15 protein-coding genes are annotated in these 18,662 nt (G+C 67.8%); 11 read left to right on the forward strand and 4 right to left on the reverse strand.

From position 1 onward, the window contains the following. Positions 1-35 precede the first annotated feature (35 nt). A complete protein-coding gene (locus tag ACZ7KI_RS05305; protein WP_470271954.1) occupies positions 36-1,379 on the reverse strand; it encodes a lysine N(6)-hydroxylase/L-ornithine N(5)-oxygenase family protein in 1,344 nt (447 codons plus the stop codon). Between the two features lie 138 nt (positions 1,380-1,517). Here ACZ7KI_RS05305 and ACZ7KI_RS05310 point away from each other — a divergent pair, with 138 nt between their 5' ends. From ACZ7KI_RS05310 to ACZ7KI_RS05340, 7 genes are all read left to right on the forward strand, one after another. Further along, entirely contained in the window at positions 1,518-2,465 is a 948-nt protein-coding gene (locus tag ACZ7KI_RS05310) for a methionyl-tRNA formyltransferase (protein ID WP_470271955.1), read from the forward strand. Positions 2,466-2,565: 100 nt separating this feature from the next. Continuing rightward, positions 2,566-3,543 (forward strand): RNA polymerase subunit sigma-70, encoded by a 978-nt coding sequence (locus tag ACZ7KI_RS05315; RefSeq protein ID WP_470271956.1) that lies wholly within the window; start codon positions 2,566-2,568, stop codon positions 3,541-3,543. A gap of 4 nt (positions 3,544-3,547) precedes the next feature. Beyond that, complete coding sequence (locus tag ACZ7KI_RS05320) at positions 3,548-3,985, forward strand: PPOX class F420-dependent oxidoreductase (RefSeq protein ID WP_470271957.1); 438 nt, start codon at positions 3,548-3,550, stop codon at positions 3,983-3,985. A 40-nt stretch (positions 3,986-4,025) separates the two neighbouring features. Next, positions 4,026-6,143 (forward strand): alpha-galactosidase, encoded by a 2,118-nt coding sequence (locus ACZ7KI_RS05325; protein ID WP_470271958.1) that lies wholly within the window; start codon positions 4,026-4,028, stop codon positions 6,141-6,143. A gap of 124 nt (positions 6,144-6,267) precedes the next feature. Beyond that, entirely contained in the window at positions 6,268-7,539 is a 1,272-nt protein-coding gene (locus tag ACZ7KI_RS05330; protein ID WP_470271959.1) for an ABC transporter substrate-binding protein, read from the forward strand. Between the two features lie 6 nt (positions 7,540-7,545). Next, positions 7,546-8,433, forward strand: a complete 888-nt coding sequence (locus ACZ7KI_RS05335; RefSeq protein ID WP_470271960.1) for a carbohydrate ABC transporter permease — start codon at positions 7,546-7,548, stop codon at positions 8,431-8,433. Then, positions 8,430-9,269 (forward strand): carbohydrate ABC transporter permease, encoded by an 840-nt coding sequence (locus ACZ7KI_RS05340; RefSeq protein ID WP_470271961.1) that lies wholly within the window; start codon positions 8,430-8,432, stop codon positions 9,267-9,269. Before ACZ7KI_RS05335 ends, ACZ7KI_RS05340 begins: the two co-directional genes overlap by 4 nt. Positions 9,270-10,010: 741 nt before the next feature. Here the strand turns inward: ACZ7KI_RS05340 and ACZ7KI_RS05345 are convergent. Then, complete coding sequence (locus ACZ7KI_RS05345; protein WP_470271962.1) at positions 10,011-11,648, reverse strand: ABC-F family ATP-binding cassette domain-containing protein; 1,638 nt, start codon at positions 11,646-11,648, stop codon at positions 10,011-10,013. A 146-nt stretch (positions 11,649-11,794) separates the two neighbouring features. Here ACZ7KI_RS05345 and ACZ7KI_RS05350 point away from each other — a divergent pair, with 146 nt between their 5' ends. Beyond that, a complete protein-coding gene (locus ACZ7KI_RS05350) occupies positions 11,795-12,685 on the forward strand; it encodes a PaaX family transcriptional regulator (RefSeq protein WP_470271963.1) in 891 nt (296 codons plus the stop codon). A 36-nt stretch (positions 12,686-12,721) separates the two neighbouring features. Further along, the gene (locus tag ACZ7KI_RS05355) at positions 12,722-13,501 is read left to right on the forward strand and encodes an enoyl-CoA hydratase/isomerase family protein (protein WP_470271964.1); all 780 of its coding nucleotides are present in this window, start codon (positions 12,722-12,724) and stop codon (positions 13,499-13,501) included. An 18-nt stretch (positions 13,502-13,519) separates the two neighbouring features. Here ACZ7KI_RS05355 and ACZ7KI_RS05360 read toward each other — a convergent pair whose 3' ends face one another. Together ACZ7KI_RS05360 and ACZ7KI_RS05365 are read right to left on the reverse strand one after the other, a co-directional pair. Then, on the reverse strand, positions 13,520-14,428 hold the full coding sequence (locus tag ACZ7KI_RS05360; protein ID WP_470271965.1) for a CU044_5270 family protein: 909 nt from the start codon (positions 14,426-14,428) through the stop codon (positions 13,520-13,522). After that, positions 14,421-15,023, reverse strand: a complete 603-nt coding sequence (locus ACZ7KI_RS05365; RefSeq protein ID WP_470271966.1) for an RNA polymerase sigma factor — start codon at positions 15,021-15,023, stop codon at positions 14,421-14,423. The genes ACZ7KI_RS05360 and ACZ7KI_RS05365 overlap by 8 nt, the downstream gene beginning before the upstream one ends. 221 nt (positions 15,024-15,244) lie before the next feature. On the opposite strand from ACZ7KI_RS05365, the gene ACZ7KI_RS05370 reads away from it, so the two are divergent. After that, a complete protein-coding gene (locus tag ACZ7KI_RS05370; protein ID WP_470272167.1) occupies positions 15,245-17,461 on the forward strand; it encodes a glycosyl hydrolase family 18 protein in 2,217 nt (738 codons plus the stop codon). Between the two features lie 93 nt (positions 17,462-17,554). Continuing rightward, the gene (locus ACZ7KI_RS05375) at positions 17,555-18,580 is read left to right on the forward strand and encodes a lactonase family protein (protein ID WP_470271967.1); all 1,026 of its coding nucleotides are present in this window, start codon (positions 17,555-17,557) and stop codon (positions 18,578-18,580) included. The last annotated feature ends 82 nt before the right edge of the window (positions 18,581-18,662 follow it).

The raw sequence follows: 18,662 nt of genomic DNA on the forward strand, positions 1-18,662 counted from the left end.
TCCACCATTCAAAAGCGCTGAACGTCGTCTGCGGATCAGGCGGGGCCGGTGCCGCTCACCGCGTACTCGGGACGGGACGCGCCGGCGCCGCGCCGGTCCACAATGGACTGGAGGATTTCGCCGACCCGGACCGCGGTGTTCGACAGCAGCGACGACGTGATGCCGTGCGTGTGCTCGGTACCGCCCTGGAGGTAGATGCCGCCGTCCAGCGCGGGTTCGGTGACGATCCGGTAGTCGCGTTCGACGCGCAGCCTGCCCTCGTCGTCGCGCGCGCAGGCGGAGGCGAGCTCGCCGAGCAACGGGGTCGGGTCCGCCGGGCTGTACCCCGTCGCGTACACCACGAAATCGGCGTCGAGCCTGGTCCGCTCACCGGTCTCCAGCGCTTCGATGGTGACCCGTACGCCCGAGCCGGTGTCGACGACCTCGGTGGGCCGGGAGACGTTGATCAGCTTCAGGCGTTCGACTCCCTGCACCTTTTCGCGATAGACGCGGCGGTACAGCTCGTCGATCAGCTCGATGTCCACGGCCGAGTAGTTGGTCGCGCCGTGGTAGCGCATCAGGCGTTCCTTGACCTCTTCCGGCGCCGCGTAGAACCGCTCGACCGCTTCGGGGTCGAAGATCCGGTTCGCGAACGCGCTGTCGTCGGCCGGGCTGTAGCCGTAGCGCGCGAACACCGCGCACACCTCGGCCTGCGGGAAGCGGTCGTGCAGCAGCGCGCTGACCTCGGCCGCGCTCTGCCCGGCGCCGACGACGACGAACCGGCGCGGCTCCTCGGCGGCCATTCCCTCGACACGGTGCAGCAGTTCGCTGTTGTGCCAGATCCGGGTGCCGGGCGTGACCCCTTCGGGCAGATTCGGCCGCAGCCCGGTGCCCATCACCAGATTCCGGGCGCGCAGGTTCACCAGTTCGCCGTCGGTGCGGGCGTGGACGTCGAAGAACACGATCTCCTCGCCGTCGAAGACCGGCGTGACCGAAAGGACCTCGGTGCCGTAGGAGACCACGTCGTCGACCTTGGCGGCCGCCCACTCGAAGTAGTCGTGGAACTCGATCCGCAGCGGGAACAGGTTCTTGTGGTTGATGAAATCGACCAGCCTGCCCTTGCTGTGCAGGTACGACAGGAAGCTGAACGAACTCGTCGGGTTCCGCATCGTCGCCAGGTCCTTGAGGAAGGAGACCTGCATGGTGGCGTTGTCGAGCAGCATCCCGCGATGCCAGCCGAAGCGGACCTGGCGCTCGAGGAAGTGGGCCGTGACGGTCTCGGCCCCTGGCGCGGCGTTGTGTTCGGCGACGGCGATCGCGAGCGCCAGGTTCGACGGCCCGAACCCGACCCCGACCACGTCGTAGACCGGAACCCGTTCACCGACCACTGCTCGTGCCATCTTTTGAACCCCTTGCGCGGCTCAGCCGCATCTCGGTACTTCTTACAAAGACCAGGGAACCCTAACCTAAGTTAGGTGAGGCTCAACTAGTACTTTCAGTGGTGATGTTCATCCCTCGACCAGGAGGAGGCCGGTCCCATGCGGGTCGCCATGTTCGGATACCAGACCTGGGGACACCGCACCCTGCGGGCGTTGATCGACGCGGGCCACGAAGTCGCCCTCGTCGTCACCCACCCGAAGAGCGACCACGCCTACGAGAAGATCTGGTCCGATTCCGTCGCCGACCTCGCCGAGGCCAACGGGATCCGCGCCCTGCTGCGTCAGCGTCCCGACGACGCCGAACTGCTCGCGGAGCTGAAGGAAGCCGATCTCGACCTGATCGTCGCCAACAACTGGCGCACCTGGCTGCCGCCCGAAATCTTCGAGATGCCACGCCACGGCACCCTGAACGTGCACGACTCCCTGCTGCCCGCCTACGCCGGGTTCTCCCCGCTGATCTGGGCGCTCATCAACGGCGAGCCCGAGGTGGGCCTCACCGCCCACATGATGGACGCCGACCTCGACGCGGGTGACATCGTGCTGCAGCGGTCGGTCCCCGTCGGGCCCAAGGACACGACGACCGATCTCTTCCACCGGACGGTCGAGCTCATCGCGCCGATCACCACCGAAGCCATCGAGTTGATCGCGAGCGGGAACTTCACCCCGGTCGCCCAGGACCGGTCGAAGGCCAGCTTCTTCCACAAACGCGCCATCGAGGACAGCCTCATCGACTGGTCCTGGCCCGCCGACGAGATCGAGCGGCTGGTGCGGGCGCAGTCCGACCCGTATCCCAACGCCTTCACCTACCACCGCGGGAAGCCGCTGCGCGTCGTCCGCTCCTCGGTGTCGGTGGGCCACTACGGCGGCACCCCGGGGCGGATCTTCATCCGCGAGGGCGAGGGCGTCGTGATCGTCGCCGGCCCCGAATCCCGCCGCGGCCGTTCGCACGGGCTCGTCATCGAGCGGGTCCGGACCGAGGACGGCACCGAACTGGCCGCGACCGAGTACTTCCGCACCATGGGCGGATACCTCACCGCTCGCCCCTGACCTGCGGTTTCGCGGTCCCGGGAAAAAACTCGTCGCGGGACCGATGAGTTCTCGCCGAAGGCGCCGTTACATCGGGTAAGAACACTCGATGGGAGGCGCCATGACCAGCACGGAAACGGACGCGACAGTCGCCGCGGCGAAGGCGGGGGACGAAACCGCCTTCGCCGCGCTCACCGCGCGGCACCGGCGGGAACTGCACGTCCACTGCTACCGGATGCTCGGCTCGTTCGACGAAGCGGAAGACGTCGTCCAGGAGGCGCTGATCAACGCCTGGCGCGGGCTGGACACCTTCGACGGCGGGAACTTCCGCGCGTGGCTGTACCGCATCGCCACCAACGCCTGCCTCGACGCGATCCGCCGGAACAAGCGCCAGGTGCCATCGCTGCGCTCCTTCGCCGAAGTCCCGTGGATCCAGCCTTATCCGGACAGGCTGCTGGACGAGATCGCGCCGCCGGAGGGCGAACCCCACGCGCTCGCCGTCGCCAGGGAGACCATCGAACTCGCCTTCCTCGCGGTCCTGCAGATGCTGCCGCCGCAGCAACGCGCGGTGCTGATCCTGCGCGACGTGCTCGGCTGGCAGGCCGCCGAAACCGCCACACTGCTGGATCTCTCGGTCCCCGCCGCGAACAGCGCCCTGCAGCGCGGCCGGGCGACCCTGCGCGAACGCCTTCCGCAGCAGCGCGGTGAATGGTCGGCGGCGGCCCCGTCCGAGGAGGAACGCGCGCTGGTCCGGCGGCTCATCGAAGCGCACGACCGCGGGGACTTCGCCTCGCTGGGCGAACTGGTCCGCGACGACGTCCGCGTCACCATGCCACCGGAACCGCACTGCTACATCGGGCTCGAACCGCTCGCCAGGCACGGCAAGATCGCCGAGGAGATGGGCGAATGGCGTGCCGTCGCGGTCGGCGCGAACCGGATGCCCGCCTTCGCGTCGTACCTGCGGCGTCCCGGGGACACCGAGTTCCGCGCCTTCAAACTCGACCTCGTCCGCGTCGTCGACGGCAAGGCCGCCGAGTTCACCACGTTCAACAGCAACCTGTTCCCGGCCTTCGGCCTGGACACCATCCTGAAGGGCTGAGGTAATGCCGGAGAAGATGACCGACGAACAGCGCCGCGCCTTCCTCGCCGAAGGCACCCGCACCGCCGTCTTCGCGACGGTCCGCCCGGACGGCAGGCCGCACGCCGTTCCGGTCTGGTTCGCCGTCGACGGGGACGACATCCTGGTCAACCTGGGCGCCGACACCGTCAAGGGCAGGGCACTCAAGGAGAATCCGCGCGTCTCGGTGGTCATCGACGACCAGCGTCCGCCGTATTCGTTCGTGAGTGTGGAAGGTGTCGCGGAGATCGTCACGGATCCCGAAGAGATCCGCCGCGGTTCGATGCCGATCGCCGAGCGCTACCTCGGCGACGCCGGACAGGAGACGATCGACGGCTGGCTGGCCTACGCGACGTCACCGGGGAAGGTCGTCGTGCGGGTGCGGCCGGAGAACATCGTGGCGATCGCGAAGGTCGGCGGCTGAGACACTTGGCCTCGGCACTGTTTAAGGTCAGGATGGCGCCGTGACCGAGATCGTTTTCGACGAGAGCACCCGTTCCTGGCTCATCCGCGCGGCGGCCACGAGCTACGCGCTGAGACTGACCGAGGACGACACGCCCAGTCACGTCCACTGGGGCCCGTCGCTCACCGCGGACCAGCTCGCCGACGTCCTTCCCGAGACCAAGACACGCTGGGACTCCTTCAACGATCCCAACGAGGGGCTCGACGAACTCGCCGCCGACGGCGGCACCCGGCACTGGACCCCCGCCCTCCAGGTCCGGTTCGCCGACGGGACCCGCGCCCTCGAATGGCGGTACCTCTCCCACGCCATCGACGGCGGGCTGCTGAAGGTCCATTTCCGCGACCGCCACTATCCCCTGCGGATCACCCTCGGCTACCGCGTCCCGCCGGGCACCGACGTCATCGAGCGCTGGACCGAACTCACCCACGACGGCGCGGACGACCCGATCGAGGTCATCCGCGCCGACTCGGCGAGCTGGGTCGTGCCCGTCCGGCCGGACTACCGGATCAGCCACGTCACCGGTCGCTGGGCCGCGGAGAGCCAGCTGCTCCGGGAGCCGGTCCCCCACGGCGAGACCACCTTCGGCAGCAGGCGCGGCATCACCAGTCACCACGCCAATCCGTGGGTGATGATCGACGACGGCGAAGCGACCGAGCGGTACGGCGAGGTCTACAGCGCCGCGCTCGCGTGGAGCGGTTCGTGGCGCATCACCACCACCCGCTCGTCCACCGGCCGCCTCACCGTGACCGGGGGTTTCGGCCAGGACGGCGTCGTGCATCGCCTCGCGCCCGGGGACACCCTCACCACGCCCGTCTTCGCCGGGTTGTACAGCGAAGGCGGCTTCGGCGCCGCGAGCCGCGCATGGCACGCGTACACCCTCGGCCATGTCCTTCCATACCCGGACGAAATCCGGCCGGTGCTCTATAACTCCTGGGAAGCGACGGGATTCGACGTCACCGAAGCCGGACAGCGCGCGCTGGCGGAGAAAGCCGCGGCGCTCGGTGTCGAACTGTTCGTGATGGACGACGGCTGGTTCGGCGCCCGGAGCGGCGACCACGCCGGGCTCGGCGACTGGTCCGTCAACCGCGACAAGTTCCCCGGCGGCCTCGCGCCGTTGATCGGCGAAGTACGACGTCTCGGCATGAAGTTCGGGATCTGGGTCGAACCGGAGATGGTCAACCCGGACAGCGATCTCTACCGCGAGCACCCGGACTGGGTCCTGCACCATCCACATCGGACACGATCCGAGCTGCGGAATCAGCTGGTGCTCAACTTCGCCCGCCCGGACGTCGCGGAGTGGGCGTTCGGCCGGCTCGACGCGCTCGTCGGCGAGCACGGGATCGACTTCCTGAAATGGGACATGAACCGGCCGTTCACCGAGGCGGGCTGGCCCGCCGACAATGACCCGGACCGGCTGTGGGTGGAGCACACGCGCGCTGTCTACGCGATCATGGACCGCCTCCGCGCCGGCCATCCCGGACTGCGGATCGAGGCGTGCAGTGGCGGCGGCGGGCGGATCGACTTCGGCGTCATGGCCAGGACGGACCAGGTCTGGACCTCCGACAACACCGACGCGCTCGACAGGCTCGTCATTCAGCACGGCTATGGGCAGGTGTACCCGCCCCGCGCGATGTCGGCCTGGGTCACCGACGACCCCAACTTCGTCACCCAGCGCTCCACCCCGCTGCGCTTCCGGTTCCACGTCGCGATGGCGGGCGTGCTGGGCATCGGCGGCGACATCGTCAAGTGGCCGGACGAGGACCTGGACTACGCCCGCGAACAGATCGCGCTGTACAAGGAGATCCGGCCGGTCGTGCAGCACGGCAGGCTCTACCGGCTCGTGCCACCGTCCACCGACGGCGTCTCGGCACTGCAGTACGTGGCGGCCGACGGTGGACGCGCGGTCGTGTTCGTGTTCCGGCAAGCGGCACATTTCCACGCTCCCGAACGACCGGTCCGGCTCGACGGCCTCGACGCCGGCGGCCGGTACCGCGACGAGGACACCGGAAAGGTGTGGCACGGCGCCGCACTGCAGGCACACGGCCTGTTGCCCCGGCTTCCGGACGGCGATTTCGCGAGCACGATGATCCGGCTGACCAAGGTCCGAGCACCGAAATAGGTCAGATGTATCGCCCGATTTGAGCCGTTTCCCCCCGTGAACCTGCTTGACATCCCCCTAGACATCCGATCGAATGCCGACGTCCGTGAGACGCCGCGCATCGTCGCGAGAAGGGTGGCCGGGGATGAGAAGATCCTTCGCGTGGGGAGCGGCGCTGCTCGTCGCCGCCAGTCTCACCGGCTGCACCGTGGGCGGCGGGACGAGCGCGTCCGGCAGCGAGATCTCCTTCCTGACCTTCGAGACACCGAACCTGCCACCGTCCTATTGGGACGCCGCCATCAAACGCGTGACCGACCGCAATCCCGGTCTCAGCGTGAAGAAGCTCGTCGCCCCGTCGACCGACCGGACCGGATACGCCAAGCAGCTGCTGCAGTCCGGCCAGTTCCCCGACGTCGCGATCGCCGTCGACTCGGCCGGTTTCGCCGAATCGGGCAACCTCTACGCGTGGACGCCCGAGGAACTCAAGGACTTCCAGTTCCCCGGCGCCAACCCGATCAAGGGCGGGCACCACCAGTTGCCCGCCAACACCCAGGCCATCCCGCCGATCTACTACAACAAGAAGCTCTTCGCCGACGCCGGAATCACTTCGACCCCGGCCACCTGGGCGGACCTCCTCGCCGCGGCCGGGAAACTGAAGGCGAAGGGCATCACGCCGTTCACCATCGGCGGCGGCAAGGAAGGGTTCCCGTCCGCGATGCTGCTGGACGGCCTGGTCAGCGTCGATGTCTACGGCAAGACCCCGGACTGGCTTTCCCAGCGACGGGCCGACAAGGTCAAGTTCACCGATCCGGCCTTCCAGCGGGCGTTCGGGAAGTTCGCCGATCTGGTCGCCAAGGGTTACCTCGACAAGACACAGGTCTCGCGGGACTACTCGGCGACCGAAGCGGCCTTCCTCAACGGTGAAGGCGCGATGTACCCGATGGGCAACTGGTTCGCCGCCAGCGCCGACGCCAAGAAGCCGCCGTTCGAGATCGGCGTCTTCAACTTCCCTTCCGAGGACGGGAAACTCGTCGTGCCCGCCTACACCGGCGGCGGCATCGTCGTGAACGCCAAGTCGCCGAAGCTCGACGCCGCCAGGAAGTTCGCGCTCGCGTTCCAGCTCGACAAGGAGCAGATCGACGCGTCGGTCAAGGCCGACGGCCTGTTCCCCGCGATCAAGGGCTACACGCCGCCATCCGGCGTGGGCCCGGTCTTCAAGGCGGGCTACGACCTCTATCGGGAAGCCGTCGAGAGGAACGCGATCGTGAACGCCTTCAGCTGGGAGACCGCGGACGACGGGCTCCTGCCGGGGATGAAGGACAAGGTCTACCAGGCCGCCCAGGACGTCATCACCGGCCGCAAAGCGGTGGCCGACGCGTGCGCGTTCCTGGACGCCGAGTGGGCGAAGGCGCGCTGACGCGCGATGAGGAGAAAACCGATCCTGCCGCGAGTGTGGCATTTCGCCTCGTTCGGCGCTCCCGGCGTCGTCGTCTATCTCTGTTTCGTGATGGCGCCGATCCTCATCAGCTTCGGCTACAGCTTGACGAACCACAACCCGTTCAACCCGCCTTCGCGGTTCGTGGGTCTCGAGAACTACAAGCTGCTCTTCCAGGACGAGCAATTCCTGACCGCGCTCGAGGTCACGACGATCCTGACCGTGATCGTGGTGGTCGTGCCGAATCTGCTCGGCCTCGGCGTCGCACTGCTGCTCGACCGGAAAGGCTGGCTGTACAACGTTTTGCGGAGCGTGTTCTTCACGCCCGTGATCCTCAGCTCGGTCGTGGTCAGCATCATCTGGACGAAATTGCTGGACGACCGGGGGCCGGTCAACGAGGTCCTGCGCGCGATCGGCGTCGAGCATCCGCCGGGCTGGCTCTCGGACCCGGATCTGGCGCTGTACTCGGTCGCGTCGATCGTGTGCTGGCAGATGCTGGGCTTCTGCGTGGTCGTCTATCTCGCGGGCCTGCAAGGTGTCCCCGCCGAACTGCTGGAGGCCGCGGACATCGACGGCGCCGGACCCGTCCGGCGATTCCGCGCGGTGACCTGGCCGCTGCTCGCGCCGTCACTGACGATCAACACCGTCGTCCTGCTGATCTCGGCGTTCAAGACCTACGACTACGTCAAGGTCGTCACCAACGGCGGACCGGGTTCGGGGACCACCGCCACGATCGCGTTCAACGTCCTCGCCACCGGGCTCGACGCGAACCACGTCGGCTACGCCTCCGCGATGGCCGTGGTGATGCTGGTGATCGTGGCGACACTGACCACGATCGTGCTGCGCTTCCTGCGACGACGGGAGGTCGACCTGTGACCACAGTGGACGGTGCACGGCGTTCGTGGCTCCGGCCCGCCGCGGCGATCCTGGCGAGCGCGATCTTCTTCGTGCCGCTGTATTACGTACTCGTCAACGTCTTCAAACCCGGCGATCTGATCGCCCAGGAGCCGGCGTCGGTCCCGCTGCCACCGACGCTCGCCAACATCCACGCCGTCCTCACCCGGCCCGACGGCCTGTTCTGGGTGAGTCTGGCGAACAGCATGCTCGTGACGGTGCTGTCGATCATCGTGCTGACGGTGCTTTCGGCCATGCTCGGCCATTACCTGGCGCGCTCCGGCAAGCGGTGGACCAAGGTGCTCGCGCTGATCCTGTTGGCGGGCTTGATGATCCCGCCGCAGGTCATCCTGATCCCGGTCACCGAGGTGCTGCGGCTGACCGGGATGATGGCGACGCTGCAGGGCCTGGTGCTGTTCAACGTCGGGTACTACGTGCCGTTCGGGGTGTTCGTGTTCACCGGCTTCATCCGCGGGGTGCCCGTGGAACTCGAGGAGGCCGCCCTGCTCGACGGGGCGAGCCGGACGCAGGTGTTCTGGCGGATCGTGTTCCCGCTGCTGCGGCCGGCGACGGCGAGCGTGCTGATCTTCCTCGGGGTGTGGATCTGGAACGACTTCATCGACCCGCTGATCATCCTCGGCCCCAGCCAGGGGACCACGGTCACGACCGGGATCTACCGCTCGATCGGCCAGTACCAGGCGGACCTCGGAAGCGTGTTCGCCCTGATGTTCCTGGCGACCCTGCCGGTGCTGATCTTCTACCTGGCGCTGCAGAAGCAGTTCGTGAAGGGACTCACCGGCGGCGCGACCAAGGGCTGACTTGCCCCCGCATTCAGTCCTCTCAATGCATTGGTCCGGACTGGCGCCGGAAGCCGGGCCGCGGCCCAGGGTGTCGCGAGTGATAAGGAGCGTTCTATTGGTGGGTAAGTCAAACGTGGCGTGCCCTGGCGCGGGTCCGGACTGGCTGCCCGAAGCCGGGACGAGAACGGAGATGTCCATAAAGGACATCTTTTGGCAGGCAAGTGTCTAACTTGAGTGGTATGCGTGGTTTCGCGAGGGGGTCGTGAGTGCCAAGTAGGGTTCTATTGAGAGGTAAGTCAAACGTGGCGTATGAGTCATCGCGCCGTGAAGGCCTCCTTGCCTACCCTCAGGGTAGTGAAGGGGCCCTTCACTACCCTGACGGGACGATCCCCCGTGACACTGGGACACATCTCGCGTTTAGCCCGCTAAACGCGCTCCGGGCGCACTTGCGTTTCGCCCCCTGATCGCGATCCGGCGCGGCGAGGTGCGGGGCGTTCCTCGCGTCCGTGAAGGACTCCTTGAGGGACCCAGAGTCCCTCAAGGAGTCCTTCACGGACCAGATCCCAACCCGCCACCTTTGCCCTACCCATCAATAACCCTAATCAGCACTCACGACGCCACTCAAAACCGCACATGTAGCCATCAATCGGACACGGAGTTGTCCGACAGTGTCCCTTGTAGACAGTGACGTTCGGCCTCATTCGAGACAAAGGACGCCGACATCGCGAGCCGCACTCCCGCATTTCGTCCTCTCAACGCTCAAAGCTCGGTGACCTTCCCGTCGGCCACTTCCAGCCGCCGCGTGGTCTCCACCGCGTCCAGCATCCGCCGGTCGTGTGTCACCAGGAGCAGCGTCCCCGGGTATTCCGACAGCGCCGACTCAAGTTGCTCGATCGCGGGCAGGTCCAGGTGGTTCGTCGGCTCGTCGAGCACCAGCAGGTTCACCCCGCGCGCCTGCAGCAGCGCCAGCGCCGACCGCGTCCGCTCCCCCGGCGACAGCGTCGCTGCCGACCTCAGGACGTGCGCGGCCTTCAGCCCGTACTTCGCCAGTAGCGTCCGTACGTCGGCGTCGGCGAGTTCCGGAACCTCCCGGGCGAAGGCCTCGAAGAGCGGAAGGTCGCCGAGGAAGAGCTTCCGCGCCTGGTCGACCTCGCCGATGACGACGCCGGAGCCGAGCGACGCGGCGCCCTCGTCGACCGGGACGCGGCCGAGCAGGGCGGCCAGCAGGGTCGACTTCCCGGCGCCGTTGGCCCCGGTGATCGCGACCTTGTCCGCCCAGTCGATCTGCAGATCCACCGGGCCGAGAGTGAACTCGCCCCGTCGTACCACCGCGCCGCGCAGAGTCGCCACAACCGCACCCGCCCGGGGCGCCGCGGCGATCTCCATCCGCAGTTCCCATTCCTTGCGCGGTTCTTCGACGACGTCGAGCCGTTCGATCATGCGGTCGGTCTGCCGGGCCTTCGACGCCTGCTTCTCCGTCGCCTCGCTCCGGAACTTGCGGCCCACCTTGTCGTTGTCGGTGGCCTTGCGCCGGGCGTTCTTGACGCCCTTCTCCATCCACGAACGTTGCATCGCGCCGCGGGCTTCGAGCGACGCCTTGGTGTTCGCGAACTCCTCGTACTCCTCGCGGGCGTGCCTCCGCGCGACGGCGCGTTCCTCCAAATAGGACTCGTAACCGCCGCCATAGGTCCGTACCTGTTGCTGCGCGAAGTCGAGTTCGACGACGCGATCCACGGTGCGGGCGAGGAATTCGCGGTCGTGGCTGACCAGCACCGTCCCGGCGCGCAACCCGGTCACGAACCGCTCGAGCCGTTCCAGCCCGTCGAGGTCGAGGTCGTTGGTCGGCTCGTCGAGCAGGAAGATGTCGTAGCGGCTCAGCAGCAGCGAGGCCATCCCCGCCCGCGCCGCCTGCCCGCCGGACAGCGACAGCATCGGCAGGTCGAGACTGACCGTGAGCCCGAGTTCCGCGGCGACCTCGCCCGCACGGTCGTCCAGGTCGGCCCCGCCGAGCGCGAGCCAGCGATCGAGGGCCTCACCGTAGGCGTCGTCCGCGCCGGGTTCACCCGCGGTCAGCGCCTCGGTGGCGACGTCGAGCGCCGCCTGCGCGGCGGTGACACCGGTGCGGCGTGCGAGGAACGCGCGGACCGATTCCCCTTCGCGGCGTTCCGGCTCCTGCGGTAGGTGACCGACGGTGGCCGTGGGCGGGTTCAGCCGGATGCTGCCCTCTTCGGGCGGAACGAGGCCGCCGAGAGTTTTCAGCAGGGTCGACTTGCCCGCGCCGTTGACGCCGACGAGCCCGATCACCTCGCCTGGGGCGACGACGAGGTCGAGACCGGAGAACAGAACACGGTCGCCGTGGCCGGCGGCGAGATCCTTGGCAACGAGTGTGGCGCTCATGAGATCTGTGAGTCTACGGGGACCGATTGAACAGCTCGTGGTCCCTCGGAAGAGTGGCAAGTATCCAACCGATCACGGAACGTGGGTAACCTTGTTGTTCTTCTGGACCCGAACGAACCCCCGAGCATTGAGGTCGGTGACAGCAAATGGCGGATTCCGCCACCCAGGTCCCCGTCGCCCATCAGCAGAAAGGCGGTACCCGAAGGCCGACACTGAGCAGGCGGCGGGAAGTCAGTCATGCCAGCGCGCGCTCGCTGCTGATGACGATCCTCGGCGAGTACGTCCTGCCCCGCGACCAGCCGATTTGGACGTCCACGCTGGTCGAAGCACTGCGAGTGCTGGACATCGAGGAGAAGTCCGCCCGGCAGGCGCTGGCCCGCTCCTCCGCCGAAGGCTGGGTCGTCTCCGAACGCGTCGGACGAAGAGTGCGCTGGTCGCTCACTCCACCAGGCAGACGCCTCCTGACCGAAGGCGCGGAACGGATCTACGCCTTCGGCAACGAAGAGCGGGCATGGGACGGCCATTGGCTGATGCTGATCGTCTCGGTCCCTGAAGCGAAGCGCGATCTCCGGCACCGGCTGCGCACGCGCCTGACCTGGGCCGGATTCGGCTCCCCAGTCGCGGGCGTCTGGGTCAGCCCGGACCTCAGCCGCCAGCGGGAGGCCCAGCAGATCGTGCAGGATCTCGGCCTCGACGCGCAGGCGATGTCGTTCACCGCCGCCTATGGCGACGTGGGCGATCAGGAGACGATGGTCGCGCGGTCCTGGGATCTCAGCGAACTGAAGGACCGGTACGAGGATTTCATCGACCGTTTCACCGGTTTGCATCCTTCGGGTGAACACGGCGTTCTCCGCGCGCAGACCGAACTCGTCCACGAATGGCGCAGTTTCCCGTTCCTCGATCCACGGCTCCCGCTAAAACTTCTTCCCGACGGCTGGAGTGGCGTGCGCGCGGCGGAGTTGTTCCACCGCAAGCACGTGGAATGGCGACCAGAAGCACAGGCGCAATGGGGCGAACTCGCGGACTCCTCCGGCTAGGGTCACCGAAAACGATCTAGCGGAGGGAACACCGCCTTGGCCACCTCGATCCGTCTCGACCGCGAGGACGGCGTCGCCGTCCTGACCATCGCTTCGCCGCCCCTGAACCTCTACACCGCGGAACTCCAGCAGGAACTGGGCGAGGCGATCGGCGACCTGGAGGCCACGCCGCCGCGCGCGGCGCTCATCCGGGCCGAGGGGAAGATCGTCAGCGGAGGGGTCGACGTCTCCCTGTTCGACGCCCAGTCTTCCGCGGCCGAGGCCAAGGTGCTCTTCGACGAGATGCTGGCGATCCCCGACCGGATCGCCGCGCTCCCGTTCCCCACCGTGTTCGCCGCCCACGGCCTGTGCCTGACCTGGGCCTTCGAGGTCGCGGTCGCCTGCGACATCATCCTGGCGAGCGAGAAGGCCAAGTTCGGTCTCGTCGAGCGGGTCGTCGGCCTGACCCCGACCATGGGCGGCACCCAGCGGCTCGCCGCCCGCGCCGGCGTCGGCCGCGCCAAGGAGTTCGTGATGACCGGCGCGACCTACGACGCCGCGACCCTCGAACGCTGGAACGTGGTGAACCGCGTGTTCCCGGCGGACGCCTTCGACCAGGCGGTCCGCGCGTTCACGAACGACCTCGCGCAGGGTCCGACCCAGGCGCACGCGGCCACGAAGAAGGTTCTCGAACACTACGAGCACGGCGGCGTCGCCGAGGCGAACGAGCACATCACGACGATCGCCGCCCGACTCTTCGACACCGAGGACCTGCGCGGCGCGGTGAAGTCGTTCCTCGCCGACGGCCCCGGCAAGGCGACCTTCACCGGCCGCTGACCCGCTGTGCGGTGACCGCTAGGGCCGCTGACCGACCGCGTCCACCACGCCGAACGCGGTCACCGCGGTCGAATTCGCGCCCAGGTACTGGAACGTGTCGGCGGTGAAGACGATCACGACCGGTTTCGCCACCTTGGGGTCGTCCTCCGGCCGCAGCGGCCAGGTGATGCCGACCCCGGGCCTGCCCGCCGCGTCCTGGATGTGGTCGACGGCGCGCAGCCCCGGGACCTTCGCCGCCGCGCCGAACAGAGCCGCCCGGACGGCGGGCGGAAGGTAGTTTTCGTTCGCCAGCGCGAGGACGTCCTTGCCGATCGCGTTGAAGTCGCCGTCGTGACCGCTGTGGTTGGCGTTGAGGTAGGCGAACATCGCGTCGGCGTCGGTGGGGAGATCCGCCCGGTAAGCGGGCCTTGGCGTGCACGGCTCGGTGACACCCTTGAGCGGTTCCTCGCCCTTGTACGCCTGCGCCTGTCCGTTCCGGCAGCCCGGAAGCGGGAAGAAACCCCCCTCCGCCATTTTGATCAACCCGTCGCGGGTGCCATCGGCCGAAAGCCATGATTCCCGCTCACCGTCGGGCTGCTTGGTCTTCGTGTAGACGAACTGGTCCGGTTTCGGCGGCGTGCCCGGCGTCTTCAGCGCGGCCGCCGCGGCGTTGCGGAGCACCATCACCGGATCCGCGGCGGCCGCGGGCGGTTCGAGCCCGACCTCCTCGACCGGGGCCAGCGCGACCACAGCGGTGATGGCCGCGGCCAGCCCCGCCGCCCCCACCCCGGTCCAGACCCAGCGCCGCCGTTTCCGCAGCGGCACCACGTTTTCCGCTTCGGCGGCGGCGATCTCGGCCATCAGGCGCGCCCGCGCCGCGCCGAGCGCGCCGGATTCCGCGAGCGGGACCGATCCGGTCCGCTCCGCGATCAGCTGCAGCTCATCCATGGGTGGTGATCTCCTTCGAAGTCGTGATGTCCTGGCGCCCCAGTGCCTCGCGGACCTTCCGGCGGGCGCGGTTGAGCCGTGAGCGGACGGTGCCGAGCGGAATGCCCAGTGCCGAGGCCACTTCCTCGTAGCTCAGGCCTTCCCCGGCGAACAACGTGAGCGCGTCCCGGTCCCCGTCGGTCAGTTCCGCCAGCGCCGAGTCCAGCAGCTTTCCCATCGCCTCGGCGGTGACCTGCTCGGCGACGCGCTCGGCATGTCCTTCCTGCTCCGGCGGCGGACCGAGGGCTTCACGCAGTTTCAGTTCTTTGACCTCCTCGCGGCGCCGCTGCGCCACCAGGTTGGTCGCGATCCCGTAGAGCCACGGCCGGGCGTCGCGGCGCTCGGTGTCGTAGCCCTCGCGTTTGCGGAAGGCCACCAGGAACACCTCGCCCAGCGCGTCCTCGCCGGCGGTGGGTCCGATGCGCCGGACCAGGTACCGGTGGATGTGCGCGGCATGCCGGTCGAAGATCGCGGAGAACCAGTCCGGCCTGGTCACCGACCTCGCGATCAGCTCCGCGTCTTCGAGATCGCCCGGATCCACCCCAGATGTGCTCATGAACCGCCCTTCGCCGTTCGACAGTGTCACCTGCTATCCGCGGCGGGGGCCGAACGGGTTCACGCCCCCCGAATCGGTCTAGACCTTTTATGCGAGCCGCGCTACATTCAGGTGTGGTCTAGACCACATCGCGCCAGTTCAGATCAGGTTCAGTCTCGCCGCCTCTTTTGGAGAGAACCGCCATGAGACGCACCGGAAAACGACTACTCAGCGCACTCACCGTGACACTCCTCGCCGCCGGGCTCCTCGTGGCCGCCGGCACTCCGGCATTGGCGGCGGGCCGCCTCCGCGCCGCCTTCACCTTGACGGGGACCACCGGTGAGTACACCGTCACCAACCCCAGCAGCGAAACCGTCGCCGACTGGTCCATCACCTTCACCCTCCCCGCCGGGGTGACCGCCACGAGCGGCTCCAACGCCACCGTGTCCCAAGCGGGCAACCAGGTCACCCTCACCCCGGCGTACTACATCAAGTCGCTCGCGCCGGGCCGCTCGACCTACCCCTACAGCCCGTCGTTCCAGCTCAGCTCCGCGGTCAACCCGACCACGTGCCGGATCGACGACGCCAACTGCGACGGCTCGGGCGACACGCCGCCGTCGACGCCGGCCAACCTGCGCCTCGTGGCGAAGACGACCACGACCGCGGCGCTGGCCTGGAACGCGTCGGCGCCGGGTTCGCTGCCCGTCTCCGGCTACGACGTCTATCAGGGCACCACCCTGGCGGCGTCGGTCACCGGTACCGAAGCCAGGATCACCGGCCTGACGCCGAACACGGCCTACAGCTTCACCGTCGTCGCCAAGGACCGGAAGGACACCAAGTCCCCGCCCACCCCGGCGCTGGCCGTGACCACCAACAACCCGGGCGACGACACCCAGGCACCGACGGCGCCGTCGAACCTCCGCTCGACCGCGGTCACCTCCAGCTCCGTCGCGCTGGCGTGGACCGCGTCCACCGACAACACCGGCGTCGTCTCCTATGACGTCTACCGCGGCACGACACTGGCCACCACGGTGACCGGGACGACCGCGACGGTGAGCGGGCTTTCACCGTCTACTTCGTACTCTTTCACGGTCAAAGCCCGCGACGGGTACGACAACGTCTCCGCGGCGAGCGCCGCTGTCAGCGCTCGCACCGGCGACATCGTGAGTGGGTACGCCCGGGTCGGCTACTTCGTCCAGTGGGGTATCTACGGCCGCCAGTTCTTCGTCAAGAACCTGGTGACCAACGGATCCGCGAGCAAGCTGACGCATCTGCTGTACGCCTTCGGCAACATCGACCCGGTCAACCACACCTGCCTTTCGGGTGTCACCAAGGGGACGACGTCGAATCCGCAGGACCCGAGCCAGGGTGACGGCGCGGGAGACGCGGAAGCCGACTACTCGCGGCCGATGTCCGCGTCGCAGTCCGTCGACGGTGTCGGCGACACCGGCTGGGAACCGTTGCGCGGCAACTTCAACCAGCTGAAGAAGCTCAAGGCCAAGAACCCGAATCTGAAGGTGCTCATCTCCTTGGGCGGCTGGACCTATTCGAAGTACTTCTCCGACGTCGCGGCCACGGCCGCGTCCCGGCAGAAGTTCGTCGCGTCGTGCATCGACACGTACCTGAAGGGGAACGTGAAGGCGTACGGCGGCGCCGGCGGGCCGGGCACGGCCGCGGGCATCTTCGACGGCATCGACATCGACTGGGAATGGCCGGGCAGTCCCGACGGGCATCCCGGGAACCACTGGAGCGCCAACGACAAGACGAACCTGACCGCGCTGCTGGCCGAGTTCCGCACGCAGATGGACGCCTACGGCGCTACCACCGGCAAGCGGTACGAACTGCAGGCGTTCACCCCCGCCGACCCGGCGAAGGTGAGCGGCGGCTGGGAAATCCCGAAGATCTTCGACTACCTCGACGTCGCCAACGTGCAGGGCTACGACTTCCACGGTTCGGGCAGCGACAACTCGTGGGAGCCGTACCGCACCGGCCATCAGGGAAACCTCTACGCCGACGCGGACGACCCGTACAACTTCAAGTTCAGTGTGGAGTCGGCGATCAACGCCTACACCGGCGCCGGGGCGAATCCACGGAAACTGACCCTCGGGCTCGCCTTCTACGGGCGAGGATGGCAAGGGGTCGCGGACGGCGGCAAGAAGGGTGAATGGCAGAGCGCGACCGGCGCCGCGCCAGGCCAGTTCGCCGAGGAAGCAGGTACTCGTGGCTACGCGAATCTCCTGGCCAGCGTGCCGAGCTGCACCGTCCAGCACGACACCGCGGCCGTGGCCACGGCGTGCTACACCGGCAACGGCGGGCAATGGTGGACCTTCGACGACGCCTGGTCCATCCAGCAGAAGGTCGCCTGGCTCAAGACCAGAGGGCTGCTCGGAGTCATGGCCTGGGAGATGTCGGGTGACACCGGAGCCCTCATGACCACAGTGGACAACTCGCTGAAGTAGAGGTTCCGGTCGATCCGTGAAGGCCTCCTTGCCTACCTTGAGGGTAAGCAAGGAGGCCTTCACGGATGCCCCGGTTTGCTGCACAGTGTGCCTGTGACTCCTGCGAACGACGACCGGATCCTGATCATCGTCGGCTCCTACACCGCCGCGAGCAACGGCAACGGTGAAGGCATCGGCACCTTCTGGCGCGACGAGCGGACCGGGGAGCTGACCCCGGCGGGCTCCCTCGCGCTGGACTCGCCGAGCTGGCTGACGCCGCATCCGACGTTGCCGGTGCTCTACGCCGTGAACGAGACGGCCGAGGGCGCCATCACCGCCGTGGCGGTCGCCGAGGACGGCACACTGGAGGCGTTGAACTCGCTGCCGACCGGCGGCGCGGATCCGTGTCATCTGGCGGTCACGCCCGATGGCCGGTTCCTGTTGTGCGCCAACTACAGCGGCGGAAGCCTTGCCGCCTTCGCGCTCGGCCCGGACGGGGTGCCCACCGTGCGCACGGCGCTCGTCCAGCACGAAGGCACCGGTCCCAACGCCGAGCGGCAGGAAGCCGCGCACGTGCACATGGCCGTGGTGGACGAAAGCGGCACACTGGTGAGCGCGGTCGATCTCGGCGCCGACGAGATCCGCAGTTACCGCATCGGCGAGGACGGCGAACTGATCCCGGTCTCGGTGTCGGAGCTGCCCGCCGGCACGGGTCCACGTCAGCTGGTCCGGCGTCCGGGTTCCGGTCACGCCTACGTCGTCGGCGAACTGGCAGCCTCGGTGATGACGATGCGGGAAGAGCAGCCAGGCTCGTTCACGGTGGTGAACTCGGTTCCCGCGACGCTGAGCCCCGGCGGCGAGAACCTCCCGGGACAGCTCGAACTGCACGGCGACCGGCTGTTCCTGTCGAACCGCGGTCCCGAAGCGATCACCGAGTTCACGCTCGACGGCGTCCTCCCGAAAGCCGTCGCCGACCACGGGACCGGTAGCTGGCCGCGGCATTTCTCGATCGTCGGCGAGCATTGTTATGTCGCGTCGCAGAGCGATGACGCGATTCAAGCCTACGAACGCGCGACCTGGAAACTCATCGGCAGCTACCCCATCGGAAGCCCGGCCTTCGTAGGCCCTTGGCCACACTGATTCATTCAGCGGGCTGAACGCTTTGTTCAGCCCGCTGAACAAAGCGGCACTTCTTTCTTTTCGGGGCGAATTAAGGTCTTGA

This window comes from Amycolatopsis sp. NPDC039088 (genome assembly GCF_055598845.1).

Excerpts from the sequence above, each read along its gene's own strand:
- ACZ7KI_RS05310 (WP_470271955.1), top strand. The coding sequence starts at position 1,518 with ATGCGGGTCGCCATGTTCGGATACCAGACCTGGGGACACCGCACCCTG.
- ACZ7KI_RS05345 (WP_470271962.1), bottom strand. The coding sequence starts at position 11,648 with ATGAGCGCCACACTCGTTGCCAAGGATCTCGCCGCCGGCCACGGCGAC.
- ACZ7KI_RS05365 (WP_470271966.1), bottom strand. The coding sequence starts at position 15,023 with ATGAGCACATCTGGGGTGGATCCGGGCGATCTCGAAGACGCGGAGCTG.
- ACZ7KI_RS05315 (WP_470271956.1), top strand. The coding sequence starts at position 2,566 with ATGACCAGCACGGAAACGGACGCGACAGTCGCCGCGGCGAAGGCGGGG.
- ACZ7KI_RS05350 (WP_470271963.1), top strand. The coding sequence starts at position 11,795 with ATGGCGGATTCCGCCACCCAGGTCCCCGTCGCCCATCAGCAGAAAGGC.
- ACZ7KI_RS05305 (WP_470271954.1), bottom strand. The coding sequence starts at position 1,379 with ATGGCACGAGCAGTGGTCGGTGAACGGGTTCCGGTCTACGACGTGGTC.
- ACZ7KI_RS05360 (WP_470271965.1), bottom strand. The coding sequence starts at position 14,428 with ATGGATGAGCTGCAGCTGATCGCGGAGCGGACCGGATCGGTCCCGCTC.
- ACZ7KI_RS05320 (WP_470271957.1), top strand. The coding sequence starts at position 3,548 with ATGCCGGAGAAGATGACCGACGAACAGCGCCGCGCCTTCCTCGCCGAA.
- ACZ7KI_RS05330 (WP_470271959.1), top strand. The coding sequence starts at position 6,268 with ATGAGAAGATCCTTCGCGTGGGGAGCGGCGCTGCTCGTCGCCGCCAGT.
- ACZ7KI_RS05335 (WP_470271960.1), top strand. The coding sequence starts at position 7,546 with ATGAGGAGAAAACCGATCCTGCCGCGAGTGTGGCATTTCGCCTCGTTC.